The organism is Agrobacterium sp. 6Ca8 (assembly GCF_055382765.1).
The window spans coordinates 1,945,096-1,958,477 of sequence record NZ_AP026434.1; the positions used below are offsets into that span (position 1 = coordinate 1,945,096).

Annotated in this window: 11 protein-coding genes; 8 read left to right on the forward strand and 3 right to left on the reverse strand. The window is 59.1% G+C overall.

Going from position 1 to position 13,382, the window contains the following annotated elements; genetic code table 11:
* Positions 1-5: 5 nt before the first annotated feature.
* Both fhuB and ACZ5A6_RS23015 read right to left on the reverse strand, forming a co-directional pair.
* Positions 6-1,970 (reverse strand): Fe(3+)-hydroxamate ABC transporter permease FhuB, encoded by a 1,965-nt coding sequence (fhuB, locus tag ACZ5A6_RS23010; RefSeq protein WP_004431664.1) that lies wholly within the window; start codon positions 1,968-1,970, stop codon positions 6-8.
* Positions 1,967-2,869: an iron-siderophore ABC transporter substrate-binding protein gene (locus ACZ5A6_RS23015; protein WP_174060207.1), complete on the reverse strand. Its 903-nt coding sequence runs from the start codon at positions 2,867-2,869 to the stop codon at positions 1,967-1,969. The genes fhuB and ACZ5A6_RS23015 overlap by 4 nt, the downstream gene beginning before the upstream one ends.
* A 347-nt stretch (positions 2,870-3,216) precedes the next feature.
* On the opposite strand from ACZ5A6_RS23015, the gene ACZ5A6_RS23020 reads away from it, so the two are divergent.
* From ACZ5A6_RS23020 to ACZ5A6_RS23035, 4 genes are all read left to right on the forward strand, one after another.
* Entirely contained in the window at positions 3,217-3,480 is a 264-nt protein-coding gene (locus tag ACZ5A6_RS23020) for a spike base protein, RCAP_Rcc01079 family (protein WP_065663213.1), read from the forward strand.
* 212 nt (positions 3,481-3,692) lie between these two features.
* Positions 3,693-5,348 (forward strand): phosphoethanolamine--lipid A transferase, encoded by a 1,656-nt coding sequence (locus tag ACZ5A6_RS23025; RefSeq protein WP_174060206.1) that lies wholly within the window; start codon positions 3,693-3,695, stop codon positions 5,346-5,348.
* Positions 5,349-5,413: 65 nt separating this feature from the next.
* Complete coding sequence (locus tag ACZ5A6_RS23030) at positions 5,414-6,067, forward strand: response regulator transcription factor (protein WP_004431644.1); 654 nt, start codon at positions 5,414-5,416, stop codon at positions 6,065-6,067.
* Between the two features lie 6 nt (positions 6,068-6,073).
* Positions 6,074-7,411, forward strand: a complete 1,338-nt coding sequence (locus ACZ5A6_RS23035) for a sensor histidine kinase (RefSeq protein ID WP_019566566.1) — start codon at positions 6,074-6,076, stop codon at positions 7,409-7,411.
* Positions 7,412-7,472: 61 nt separating this feature from the next.
* Here ACZ5A6_RS23035 and ACZ5A6_RS23040 read toward each other — a convergent pair whose 3' ends face one another.
* Positions 7,473-8,777 carry an MFS transporter gene (locus tag ACZ5A6_RS23040; protein ID WP_004431639.1) on the reverse strand — a complete coding sequence of 435 codons (1,305 nt, stop codon included), beginning with the start codon at positions 8,775-8,777 and terminating at the stop codon, positions 7,473-7,475.
* A 222-nt stretch (positions 8,778-8,999) separates the two neighbouring features.
* Between ACZ5A6_RS23040 and ACZ5A6_RS23045 the strand changes: the two genes are divergently transcribed.
* From ACZ5A6_RS23045 to iolG, 4 genes are all read left to right on the forward strand, one after another.
* Positions 9,000-10,115, forward strand: a complete 1,116-nt coding sequence (locus ACZ5A6_RS23045) for an RHE_PE00001 family protein (protein WP_174060204.1) — start codon at positions 9,000-9,002, stop codon at positions 10,113-10,115.
* A 257-nt stretch (positions 10,116-10,372) separates the two neighbouring features.
* Positions 10,373-10,603, forward strand: a complete 231-nt coding sequence (locus ACZ5A6_RS23050) for a helix-turn-helix domain-containing protein (protein ID WP_004431634.1) — start codon at positions 10,373-10,375, stop codon at positions 10,601-10,603.
* Positions 10,604-10,827: 224 nt separating this feature from the next.
* The gene (locus ACZ5A6_RS23055) at positions 10,828-12,078 is read left to right on the forward strand and encodes an adenylate/guanylate cyclase domain-containing protein (RefSeq protein WP_174060203.1); all 1,251 of its coding nucleotides are present in this window, start codon (positions 10,828-10,830) and stop codon (positions 12,076-12,078) included.
* A gap of 232 nt (positions 12,079-12,310) precedes the next feature.
* A complete protein-coding gene (iolG, locus tag ACZ5A6_RS23060) occupies positions 12,311-13,303 on the forward strand; it encodes an inositol 2-dehydrogenase (protein WP_464111416.1) in 993 nt (330 codons plus the stop codon).
* Positions 13,304-13,382 lie beyond the last annotated feature (79 nt).

The window sequence follows — 13,382 nt, forward strand, 5'->3', positions numbered from 1 at the left end:
AATCATCATCGCCTGCCTGAAAGCCAGATCAGATAGGGCGCACCGGCCAGAGCCGCAAAAAGCCCAAGCGGCAACTCGTAAGGAAAGGTCACGGTTCTTGCCCCGAGATCGGAAAGCGCCATCAGCACCGCACCGAACAGGAACGATGCAAACAGGTGGTCGCGCGGTGTGGTGAAACCGGCCCGAAGCGCAATGTGCGGTGCCATCAACCCGACGAAGCTCAGCGGACCGACCAGCAGTGAGGCCGCACCGGTGGCAATGCCGGCCACGGCGATGACTGCAATACGCGCCGTAGCGAGCGGCAGACCTAGTGAGAGCGGCACATCCCGGCCAAGCGGCAGGATCACCAGCCAGCGCGTCACCGACAGGGCAGCGGCCAGGAGCACGACGGAAAGCACCGCAAGAAAGATCGCCGAACCTGATGTCGCCGTCGAACCCGAGCCGCTGAGCCAGGAGAGAATTTGCCAGGCCCGCTGATCACCAATGGCAAGCAGTGCCGAAAGTACCGCCGAGCAGAGCGAACTGATGGCAATGCCGGCGAGCAGTATTTTTTCAGGCGCCAGATGCCGGCGCACCGAAAAGAACAGAACGAGCATCATGACGGCTGCCGAGCCGAGGCCGGCGCCGCAAAACAGTTCGAACAGCCCGGCGGCCGGAAAGAGCGTGATGGCGGCGGCAAAACCAAGACCCGCGCCACCGCTGACGCCGATCACCTCCGGGCTTGCCATGGGATTTCCGGTCAGCCGCTGCAGAAGCGCGCCCGCCATCGCCAATAAACCACCGGCAGCACAAGCCGCCATCAACCGCGGCCAACGAAAGGGCAGAAGGCTTTGCAGGTCGCCAGCTTTCAGCACCGTCCAGCCCTCCGGCCCCTTGCCGATGGCGAGGGCTGCAAAAACCAGCCCGGCCATGATGACAAGCACCGGCAGCAGGGAGGCAAGCCTGCGTCTGATCGCGAGATCGCCGCCCTCATTGCGATGGATATTCGTAGGCGGGATTTTCGGCAGCAGCCAAAGCAGCAAAGGCCCGCCGATGAGAGCCGTGACCGCACCCGTCGGAAACACTTCCGCTGTCGTACTCGCCAGAAGCTGCACGAGACCGTCGCAGAACCAGAGCAGCAGACCGCCCAGAAGCGGCGAAACGAACAGCACGGAAGATGCACGTCGCACACCCAGCGCACGGGTAAGCGCAGGTGCTGCAAGTCCGATAAAACTGACGAGACCGACGGCGGCGGCGACGAATGCCGACAGCATCACGGCGACGGCAGCCACCGCCAGCCTGATCGAAAAGAGCGATACGCCGAGCGATCGCGCACTGGAATCGCTGAGACCCAGAACCGTCAATGGCCTTATCAGTAGCCCGGTGAGAACCAGACCAGCGAGAAGTTGGGCGGCAAGCAGAAACGCATTCGACCAGTCCTGCTGGCTGAGGGAACCGCCATTCCAGACCACAAGCGACATTAGATATTCGCCTCGTGCAAGCGTCAGCGCGGCGGCAACGGAAGCGGCGGTGATGCCGACCAGCAGTCCCGACACCACCATGGTGACGGGCTCGAAGGACCGCCGCCAGCCGAGAAGAAACACCACGGAGGCCGCAGCGGTACCGCCGGCGAGCGCCACCCATGCGCGGTTGCCATCCAGCACCGAGGGGAAGAACAGGGTCGCGATGACGATTGCCAGCTGGGCGCCGGCAGAGATGCCAAGGGTGGAGGGGTCGGCAATCGGATTGCGCAGCAATTGCTGGAAAAGCGCACCCGACAATCCCAGCATCGCCCCCGCCAGAATGGCAACCGCCACACGCGGCATCAGGCTGAAGGCGAAAATGACCTGATCCATCGACATGGACGCGGCATCGAACGGCAGGCCGGGCCAAGCGCCGAGGGGTAACCGCAGCAATCCGGCATGCAGGGAAAGCCCGCAGGCCAGAAGAAAGACGAGGCCGAAGAAAAGCTGGAGAGGCCGTGCCGTCACAATGCCTCTCCGTGGGTTGCCAGAGCCTCGGTCAAAAGCCGCGCAAAACGCATGGCTGCGGTGATACCGCCATAGGGGCTGACATTACCGAGGGTGACCACCCGGTTTTCCCGCACGGCCGGAAGCGCACGCCAGATGGCACTGTTGCGCAGGCTCTCGCGGGCCTCCACCGGAACATCCGAAACAATGACGATGCGTGCATCGGCCACGTCGGCTAGATTTTCGAGCGGAACCGGGGCGGCGAAGGTGAACTGCGAACGATCTACCCAGGCGTTGGTCAGCCCCAGCCGGCCAAGAATATCGCCGAACATGCTGTCTTCACCGAAGGCGCGGAAATGCCGGGCATCGCCGATGTTGATCACATAAGTCGGCCGCGACGCAAAACCTGCCAGGCGCGTCCGCATGGCTTGCAGCGCGAGGCGTGCCTCGTCCAGAACCTTGCGGGCTTCGTCAGCCCTGCCCAGCTTTTCGCCAAGTGCCGAGACCGCGGCAAGCGACTTTTCAAACGGCGGCTCGCCCTTCACGTAAAATGGCAATGAAAACACCGGCGCTATCGCTTCCAGCCGGCCGGTATAACGCGTGTAGAAAGGTGAAATGAGGATGAGGTCGGGCCGCGTCAGTTGCAGAAGCTCAAAATTCGGCGCGCCGCGCAGACCAAGATCAGAGACGGTTTCAGGAATTTCCGGCTCGACAGCACCTGCCCTGAACTGGATGAGTTCAGTTGCGGCAACCGGCATGATACCGAGCGCGACGGAGGTTTCCAGCATGGCCCAGTCGATCGCGGCAAGACGCGGCGTCACCGCCGCCCGCGCCTTGCCCGCAAGAGCCGAAGCGGCAAGCAGCCCCAGAAATTCCCGCCGCCCCCAACCGGAAGACATCAATCGATCTCTGCGCTTCATGCCCCTGCTGCTTCACTTGATATGCGTTATCACCGATGGGTCAGCTTGCCCGCAACGGTTCTTCCGTCACCGTAATACCATCCGAAAGTGGAGCAACTAGAAATATATTCTTTATCAGTCAAGTTTTACGACAATGCGCGATCCCGGGGATAAAAATTCGCCGCCATCCGCTTGGCCGACAGGAATGGCGATACGGCCAACCCCATGAAATTGCGTAAGGACCATAAGTCTTTCCGGCTGAGCCCGGTGCAGGACCGGAGCCTGCGCCGACATTTGCTTCCCCGCTTGTCCCCGTCACCCCGGCTCACCGCATAATCACGGCGGATTTTGATTTACGGGAGACCACAATGGCTGAGACTTACACACATCATAGCGCCGGCCTCGAATCACCGGCGTCCCACGGTTTCGACATCGTTCCCGATGATAACAACCCGCTACCGTCAGTCACACGTGCCATTTATGTCGGCAATGGCGGGCAGCTATGCCTAACCCTGCTGTCCGGGGCGACGGTGACCTTCCAGAACCTGCCTGCGGGCAGCGTGCTACCGGTCCGGGCCACGCGCGTGTTTTCAATGCGCACCACGGCGACAGGCCTCGTCGGGCTGAATTAATTGATATCCGCTCGAGAGCTTGGTCATCGACATGAAAACACGTGCACCGCCGCATGGAGCGCGGCGCAACATGACAGATTCATGACAATCATTCAGGTTGATGTCAGCTAAATGATGCAACCGCCATCCACTGGCCTCTGAGGCAATTTAAATACGGGCGTTCGCACTTTCATTGCTGATGCCCGCCGTTCTGAATCTGGTGGGACCTGATAGTGGCGCTTTTTACCGCGAAAACGACTGGGACTGTAACTCTTCGTCCGGAAATAGGCAGCGTGCCGCTCTGTCTGCTGACGGGAGCCTATCTGCTGTTTTTTACAAACCAGACGTTCTGGTCGAAGGTTCACACCTATCTTTCCGCCTATCCGGTCGCCATCGTTGGGCTTTATGTCGCCATAGCGGCGCTTTTCGGTGCGCTCATCACCATTTTTTCCGCCAAATATCTCATCAAGCCGTTTCTTATCTTGCTGATATTCGCGGCCGCGGCAGCTTCATGGTTCATGGACCGCTACGGCATCATCATCGACAGCGACATGATCCGCAACGCCGTGGAGACCACGCGGGCGGAAGCGGGCAATCTGATGACACCTGGCCTTTTCTGGCATCTGACCATCTATGGGCTGGTGCCGTCGCTCGTCATCGCCGCCGTCCGGGTTCGGCATCGGCCGATCATCGACAAGCTGCTGTGGAACACCGTCAGCATCCTGATCTGCCTCACCGTTGCCGGCATCATCAGCTTTGCGAATTCCAAAACATTCACCACCGCCGTGCGCCAGCACAAGGATATCGTCAAAAGCGTCAATCCCTTGTCGCCGATCATATCCACCATTCACTATCTGACGCAGGCGGAAAAGGAAGCTGACATACAGGTGAGCCCGATCGGCAAGGATGCGAAAATCCTGCCGGCGCTGGGTGGCATCCACAAGCCACGCATCACCGTCATCGTGGCTGGTGAGACCGCGCGCGCCGCGAACTTTTCCCTGAACGGCTATGGGCGCGACACCAACCCGGAACTGGCAAAGCGCGACGTGATCTATTTCCCTGATACAACCAGCTGCGGCACTGCGACGGCGATTTCCATTCCCTGCATGTTCTCGAAATTCCCGCGTTCTGAGTATAGCCACAACAAGGCGCTCGCCAACGAGAACGTCATGGATGTTCTTGTCCATGCCGGTGTCGGTGCAACCTGGCTGGACAACAACACCGGCAGCAAGAACGTGGCCGACCGCATTCCCTTTTTCGACCTGCCTTCCACCAACGACACCCGCTTCTGCACTGGCGGAGAATGCCGCGACGATATCTTCTTCGACAAGCTCGACGCATGGCTCGATAACGTCAAGAAGGACAGTGTCATCGTGTTGCACCAGATGGGCAGCCATGGGCCGACCTACTATCTGCGTTACACCGACGAATTCCGGAAGTTCACCCCGGACTGTCGAACCGCTGAGCTTGGCAATTGCACGGACGCGCAAATCGTGAATTCCTATGACAACACGCTTCTCTACACCGATCATTTCCTGTCGACCGTGATCGACAAGCTGAAGGCACGTTCCAACACGCTGGCAACGGGGATGATCTACGCCTCTGACCATGGTGAATCGCTTGGCGAAAACGGCGTCTATCTGCACGGCGCACCCTATCTGCTGGCACCCGACCAGCAGACCCATGTGCCGTTTCTCGTCTGGTTCGATGATGATTTCGCCAAATCTATGGGGCTGGATCGCGCCTGCCTTGCAAAAGGCGCAGCAAAGGGCGGGCGCTCGCACGACAATTATTTCCACAGTATCCTTGGAATGATGAACGTCTCCACCTCCGTCTACGATTCCGCGCAGGACGTGTTCGGCGGCTGCACCCAGCGCCAGAATAGCTGAACATACAGTGCTTGACGCTTATCCCGTGAAAGCGATACGCAAGACGACGCGATAAAGGAGCTGTCTTGCGGGTTCTGCTTGTTGAAGACGATCATGTGCTGGGAGAGGCGCTGCGAGACCATGTCGCCGCGGCAGGCCACGCCGTCGACTGGTTTAAGTTGCTCGACGACGCCACGGCGGCGACGCTGACCATGGCTTACGGGCTCATCCTGCTCGACATGCGGCTGCCGGACGGCGATGGCATCACCCTTTTGCAATCACTGCGCAACCGAGACGACTCGACGCCGGTGATCATTCTGACGGCGCACGACCAAGTATCCGACCGGATTGCCGGACTGAATGCCGGAGCGGACGACTATCTGGTCAAGCCCTTCGATCTCAACGAGCTTTCGGCACGCATGCTGGCGGTCTCGCGTCGTTACGAGGGGCGCTCCGCCCCCGTCATTCGCCTGCCCGGCATCGAAATCAACCAGGTGGCGCGCAATATCGTCGTTGACGGAACAGCGCAAACGCTCAGCGCCAGAGAATGGGCCGTGCTGGAAAAGCTGGTCGAGCATCCCGGTGCGGTCGTCTCGAAATCTCAACTGCACGATACGCTCTACGAATTCGGCGCGGAAATAGAAAGCAATACCGTCGAGGTCTATATCAGCCGGCTGCGCAAGAAGATCGGCCATGACCGCGTCGAGACCGTGCGCGGCGTCGGCTACACCATCAGGTAGACAGAAATGGCCAGACCAACCAGCATGACCCGCAAGCTCGTCACCGCGCTGACGAGCGTTGTCGCCATATCCTGGTTTATCGCCTGCGGGTTGGGCGTCATGGTGATGCAGGACGAGTTCGCTGAAATTTTCGACGCTGGCGTTGAGGAAACAGCCGAAAGACTGCTGCCACTGCTGGTGGACGATCTCAGGGAAAACAACACGGGCCCCGCCTCGCAAAAACTCAACCAGTCTGCACATGCGGCGGAATATCTGACCTATCAGGTTCGCGACCGGGAAGGACAGGTCGTCCTGCATTCGCATGACAGTTCGACCGAACCTTTCGAAGTCTCTCTCGACCCCGGTTTTTCTGAAACGGCGACCCAGCGCATCTACACGGTGGCGACACCGGACGGGAATTACTTCCTTCAGGTCGCAGATGCCTTCGCCAACCGGCGTGAGGCAATCGAGGAAGCCGGCACTGCAATTTTGCTGCCCGTTCTCATTCTTATCCCCGCCAGCATCTTTGCCGTTATCTTCGTGGTGCGCAAAACCCTGCAACCGATACAGACCTTGCGCGACGAGATCGGGAAAAAAGACGGCGGCAATCTCGCGCCGCTGGAAACCCTGCCGTTTCCGGCTGAACTTCACCCGATTGCCCGCTCGGTCAATCTGCTGCTGAGGCGGCTGCGATCGACAATCGAAGCGGAAAGGGAGTTTACCGCCAACAGCGCCCATGAATTGCGCACGCCGATTGCCGGCGCGCTGGCGCAGGCGCAGCGGCTGCACGCCGATATTCCGCCTGAACTTGCACCGCGCGTGGAAAATATCGAGAAAGCCCTGATGCATCTCGGCCATCTCGCCGAAAAACTGCTGCAGATGTCGCGCGCGGAAGCAAGGATCGGGGTAACAGACACGGCGACCGACCTCATCCCCATTCTCGAGCTCATCATCGACGATATGAGCAGAACGGCGATCGGCACGTCCCGCATCCGCTTCACCAATCGCTGCGAAGGCGGCCTGAACTGCAAGCTGGGCACGGACGCCTTCGGCATCATCATCCGCAACCTTCTCGAAAACGCCCTGATCCACAGTCCGGCGGAAAGCCCGGTGCACATACTGGCCGAAGAGGACGGTACGATCCGCGTCGTCAATTCCGGCGCGGCGATCGACAAGGCGCTTCTTCCCAAACTGACGACGCGCTTTGTCCGAGGCCCGTCCAAGGCTGATGGCACCGGGCTTGGCCTCGCTATCGTCAGAAGCCTGATGGAACAGATTGGCGGCGAACTCGTGCTATCCTCCCCCGCACCCGGCAGACAGGACGGTTTTGAGGCCCGCATCGTGCTTCCGGTCGAAGACGCCTGAATGCGCTGAAAACAAAAAGCCCCGCCAGGGGCGGGGCTTTCGCTGGTATAATTGTGGCCGCTCAATCCTCGTGAATATGGCTATGGTCGCGCGTATCGCGCATCTTCACATAAACCACCAGCGACAGCGCAATCATGATTGTAACGTACCAGAAGAACCAGTTTTCGTGGCCGATCTGCTTGAACTTCAAGGCTACGAATTCTGCCGTTCCACCGAAAATCGTGTTCGCCAGCGCGTAGGGCAGAGCCACACCGAGCGCCCGGATGTGGGCGGGGAACATTTCCGCCTTCACCACCGCATTGATGGAAGTGTAGCCGGTGACGATCAACAGGCCGACCAGAACGAGAGCGAAAGCCATGATCGGGTCGGTTGTCGTCGCCAGCGTCGTGAAGATGAGATAGGTGAACAGCGTTCCAAGAATGCCGAAGCCGACCATCAGCGGCTTGCGACCCACCTTGTCCGACAGCGCACCGGCAATCGGCTGGCACAGCATGAAGACGAAGAGGGCTGCCGTGGTGATTTCGGTCGCGCTTTCCTTGCTGAAGCCGGAGGTATTGACGAGGAATTTCTGCAGATAGGTTGTGTAGGCGTAAAAGGCGAGCGTGCCGCCTGATGTCAGCGCCATGACCATCATCGCTTCCCGCGGATAATGCTTGAACAGCGCCCATCCGCTCGATTTCGGCTTGTCCGCGTTGCCCGCCTTGGCATTTTCAAAGGACTGCGTCTCGGCAAGGCCGCGACGGATGTAAAACACCGCAATTGCAAGAACGCCACCGATGAAGAAGGGAATGCGCCAGCCCCAAGCGCCGAGCTGCTCGGGTGTCAGAACCCGCTGCAGAACCAGCAACACCGCCAGCGCCAGAAGCTGGCCTGAAATCAGCGTTACATACTGGAAACTGGAGAAAAAGCCGCGACGATTCTTGCCGGCCATTTCGCTGAGATAGGTCGCGCTGGCGCCATATTCACCGCCGACACTGATGCCCTGCAGCAGGCGGGCAAACACCAGAATGGCAGGCGCTGCAATGCCGATCGTCTCATGGCCGGGTGTAATTGCGATCAACAGCGAGCCGAGGCACATCAAGGTAACGGACAAGGTCAGGCCGGCCTTGCGGCCCTTGCGGTCGGCATAGGTTCCCATGAACCAAGCACCGATGGGCCGCATCAGAAATCCGACGGCAAAAACGGCGGCCGCGCTCAGCAATTCAGCGGTCTGGTTTCCGGAAGGGAAAAACACCGGCGCGAAATAAAGGGTGAAGGCCGAATAAACGTACCAGTCGTACCATTCGACGAGGTTGCCCGCCGATCCGCCGATAATGGATTTCAAACGGGTTTTCTGATCCGGTGCCGTAGCGGGACCATTTGCCATAATATTCAAGGTAAACTCCAATTCATCTCGCCTGGAGGTGGAAGGGCGAACGGAAGGTGTGATAATTTGTCGCTCTCGGAGGGGGTATATACCCGCCATATTGCAATGCGCAAGTTTACGCCGCATCGCAGCATGGCAATGGCAGCGTCTACTCGCCATCTTCCGCGTCGGACCATTCTAATACGCCTTGTCACCCGGCCGTGCTCAAACTAAAAAATATCAATGATTTACGATACATCGGACATCCATATCGAAAAGCTTCTCATCCCAGCCGCGCGCGCCGGTGAAGCGCTGGCACGACTGGACGAGAGGATAAGCCGGTCGCCGATGAAACACGGCTTCATCGAAAGGCAGGACTTTACCGACGCGATTTCCTCCATGTGGGTGGATGGCGAACTCGTCCATATGGAAGATCTGGTCCTGCATGACGCCCATATGGATGTGCGGGCGCCAACCCATGAAATGACGGCGGCGCACCGGATCGTCCGCTCAAGGCGGCTGATTTTTTCAAACGCGCCAGGCTGGGCCTTCACTGCACCAGGCCTTTCCCGTCTGCGCGGAAGAATGGGAATTGCCGCCGACGCGACGGCATTTACCCCGGAAACGGTGGATCATTCCGGCAACGAAGAGTCTGATGCAGACGGCGAGACACCGCTGGACGGGGCCTTTTCCGAGCTGGACGCACTTCTGGCGCGAAGCGCCGCGACCTTGGACGCGATCACCGCCGGCACCACCCTTGCGCCGGTGACACATCGGGAAGAGGCCCATCCGATGATCAACGATCCCGACTGGGACGAGGAGGAAAGGCTGAAGGAATGGCGGCAGGTCCTTGGCCAGACGGAGGAGTTGCCCCCGATCCTGCGCACCGCAATCCTGCTGGATGCCTGGAATATGATCGAGGTTCTGCAACGCAGCCCCTGGCTCGGCAGGCTCATGGCCGCCGCTTTTCTGCGCGACGGGGCTGTCTCTCCCGACCACCTGCCGGCGCTCAGCGCTGGGCTTCGTGCCGTCCCGCGCGAGCGCCGGCACGCCAGAAACCAGACGCAACGCCTAGTCGCACTTCTCGACAGCTTTTACGAGGCGGCGCTGGCCAGCATGAAGGAACATGACAGGCTGACCCACGCCAGAGAACGCATGATGCGCAAGCTGGCCGGCCGACGCTCGTCTTCGCGTCTTCCAGAGCTGGTGGAGCTTGTCGTCTCCCGGCCGGTGGTTTCGGCGGCCATGATAGTCAGGGAACTCGGCACCACGCCGCAGGGCGCGATAGGGCTCGCCAATCAACTGGAGTTGAGGGAGGTTACGGGCCGCGGCCGCTTCCGTGCCTGGGGCATGCTGTAGCACAAGCCGCCAGTCTTCATCCGCCTAAACCCCGGAAAAATAGTATTTTTCTCAACCCCTTGTTCCTGCGGTGAATCCCGCAGGAATCCTGCGATCACGAATCTTAACAAAATTTAACTATTGCGTAGGTGGATGAAGCGGCTATGTTCTCGCTGCGTTGCAACACGATTTTTCTCCGGTAACGCGGTCGCATTCGGCTCCGGCAACCTTTCTTTGCCATCCGCATTAAAGTGTCCACCATGAGGGAGATGCAAAAAATGACAATTTCAGTCTCACAACTCGATTCCGATCAAGAAACAGATGCTCCTTTCGCCCGAAAAGTCCTGATGGCGCGCAATCTCGCCGGATATACGGTCGATCAACTTGCCATCACCTGCGGCCTGACGGCCAATGAAATCCGCGCCCTGGAAGACGGCTCAGACAGCGATCCTCTGCGCATCAGGCGCGTTGCCGCCGCCCTGCATATTCCAGTCGAAACCGTTATCTAATCGTTCACAACGATCCGAACCAAATCTCAGCGCCGCCGGGGACGATGTTCACGCAACATCCGGGCGGCGCGCGTAACGGTTTGAACGCTACAAGTCTCTCCGGAACATTTTCCGCTCCGCTCTCTTAACATTTCCGTTATCCGGCACCACATGATGTCCGCACGGGACATGTTCGCCATGTGGCCCGCCTGCGCGAGAGCACCAATAATTTCCGGAATCCTGCCATGACACTCAGCCTTAACACCGAAGAACGGGTTTCTTCAGCATTGGATGAATTGTGGCCAACGGAGAAAACGGAAATTCTCGACTGGCTCGTCACCGGCACGAAGGACGAGCGCTTTATCGATGAGATATTCTTCGAGCTGTGTAGCAGGTTGCGCGAGAGTGGAATTTCCATAGCGCGGGGCGCACTTGCCTTCCGCATTCGTCACCCGCAATGGCTTGGCGCGCGCATCCTGTGGAAGGCCGGCATATCGTCGGCCGAGATCACCACCTATGGCTATGGGGCGGAGAGCTCGCCCGAATATCTGAACAGTCCCATCAACGACATCCATCAGGGCGCAACCGAAATCCGCCACCGGCTGACCGGCGACGAAATCGAGCCATCCGCTTATCCGATCTATGAGGAATTGCGCGCCGACGGGCTGACGGATTATTTCGCCTGGCCGATCGAACATACGTTCGGCAAGCGCCATGTCGCCACTTTTTCCAGCGATCGGCCCGGTGGCTTTTTGGAAGCGGAAGTCCTTGCGTTGAAAAACCTGCTACCGGCGCTCGCGCTGGTCAGCGAAATTCGCCTGAAAAACCGCATGACGCGCACCCTGCTGGAGACCTATGTCGGGCCGCATGCGGGCGAAAAAATCCTCAATGGTGCAACGACGCGCGGCAGCGGCATAACGGTCGGCGCGGCGATCCTGATCTGCGACCTGCGCAACTTCACCCATATTTCCGACCTCTGGCCGCGCGATGATGTGATCGAGTTGCTGAACGGTTATTTCGACGCGATGTGCGATCCGATCGAGGAATTCGGTGGTGAAATCCTGAAATTCATGGGCGATGGGCTGCTGGCGATTTTCCCGCTCAGCGATCCGCAGGCTTGTGAAAACCTGCTGAAAGCCATTGCCAGCGCACAGAAAAGTCTCGTTGCCCTCAACGACATCAATTGCCAGAAAGGCCATGACCCTCTGGGTTACGGCATCGGCGTCCATGTCGGCGATGTCATGTATGGCAATATCGGCTCGAAAACCCGCCTCGATTTTACCGTCATCGGTCCGGCCGTAAACATCGCATCACGGCTTGAAACCCTGACCAAGGAAACCGGCCGCAACGTCCTGTTTTCCGAAGAATTTGTCCGTATGGCCGGACACGAGGATAAGCTGGACAATCTCGGCCCATGGCTTCTGCGCGGCCTTGAAACCCCGGTCGAGGTTTATGCGCTTCCCCAACAGGAGGTCGTCGCACCCTCTGTCAACTGACTGCCGGTGGGGACTTTGTTCCCGTTTCAACGCTTTCTCAACGCAGCGCTCACCCGTGCTGCGCAACCTCCCGAAGAGATCATTTCGGCTGCCCTGCCCGTCGTCAAAACGCTTGACACGCCTCCGGTGTCGATCTAGCAAAATAGAACATATATTCCATATCGAAACATTGTTTGCGTTCATATTCTGTCTTTCCGGGAGTGGAAGACGGGTGTGAGGAACCGGAGGAAAGATGGTTACGAAATTGGCACTGCTCGGCGCTGGACGGATCGGCAAGGTCCACGCCAATGCGATCACCACCGACAGCCGTGCGAAGCTGGTGGCCGTTGTGGACGCCGTTGCCGGTGCTGCGGAAGCAATCGCCCGCGAAGCGCAGTGCAAGGTCAGCACAATCGACGAGGTTCTGGCTGACAAGACGATCGACGCCGTCATCATCTGCACGCCGACCAACACCCATGCCGATCTGATCGAGCGTTTCGCCCGTGCCGGCAAGGCCATCTTCTGCGAAAAACCCGTCGATCTGGATGTGGCCCGTGCGGAAGCCTGCGCCAAGGTGGTTGAGGAAACCGGTGCAAAGGTGATGCTCGGTTTCAACCGGCGTTTCGATCCGCATTTTCAGGCCGCGCACAAGGCAATCGAGGATGGCCGCATCGGCAAGGTCGAAATGGTGACCATCACCAGCCGCGATCCCGGCCCGCCGCCAGCCGAATACATCAAGGTTTCCGGCGGCATTTTCCGTGACATGACTATTCATGATTTCGACATGGCGCGGTTCCTGCTCGGCGAGGAAGTGGAAAGCGTATTCGCCACCGGTTCCGTTCTCGTCAATCCGGAGATCGGTGCACTCGGCGATTTCGATAGCGCCAGCATCATTCTGACGACGAAAAGCGGCAGGCAAGCCAGCATTTCGAATTCGCGACGCGCGACCTATGGGTATGACCAGCGTATCGAAGTGCATGGTTCGCTCGGTTCGGCTGCGGCCGAGAACCAGCGGCCGGTCTCCATCGAGATCGCCAATGCTGAGGGCTACACCCGCCCGCCGCTGCATGATTTCTTCATGACGCGTTATACGGCGGCCTACGCGGCGGAAATTACCGCTTTCATCGATTGCATCGAAAACAATGTGGCTCCGTCACCCTCCATCAAGGATGGGCTGATCGCATTGAAACTGGCCGACGCTGCGCTGAAATCCGTCACCTCGAAGGCGGCCGTGATGATCGGCTGATCGACGCAGAAATCACTCCGTAACCGACATCCTGTCCGCGGTGCGTTAACGCATGGCGGACAGGAAAACAGCTATTCGC

Bases quoted from the DNA above. Each gene is read 5' to 3' on its own strand.
- ACZ5A6_RS23015 (WP_174060207.1), bottom strand. From the start codon at position 2,869: ATGAAGCGCAGAGATCGATTGATGTCTTCCGGTTGGGGGCGGCGGGAA.
- ACZ5A6_RS23020 (WP_065663213.1), top strand. From the start codon at position 3,217: ATGGCTGAGACTTACACACATCATAGCGCCGGCCTCGAATCACCGGCG.
- ACZ5A6_RS23035 (WP_019566566.1), top strand. From the start codon at position 6,074: ATGGCCAGACCAACCAGCATGACCCGCAAGCTCGTCACCGCGCTGACG.
- ACZ5A6_RS23040 (WP_004431639.1), bottom strand. From the start codon at position 8,777: ATGGCAAATGGTCCCGCTACGGCACCGGATCAGAAAACCCGTTTGAAA.
- ACZ5A6_RS23045 (WP_174060204.1), top strand. From the start codon at position 9,000: ATGATTTACGATACATCGGACATCCATATCGAAAAGCTTCTCATCCCA.
- ACZ5A6_RS23050 (WP_004431634.1), top strand. From the start codon at position 10,373: ATGACAATTTCAGTCTCACAACTCGATTCCGATCAAGAAACAGATGCT.
- ACZ5A6_RS23055 (WP_174060203.1), top strand. From the start codon at position 10,828: ATGACACTCAGCCTTAACACCGAAGAACGGGTTTCTTCAGCATTGGAT.
- iolG (WP_464111416.1), top strand. From the start codon at position 12,311: ATGGTTACGAAATTGGCACTGCTCGGCGCTGGACGGATCGGCAAGGTC.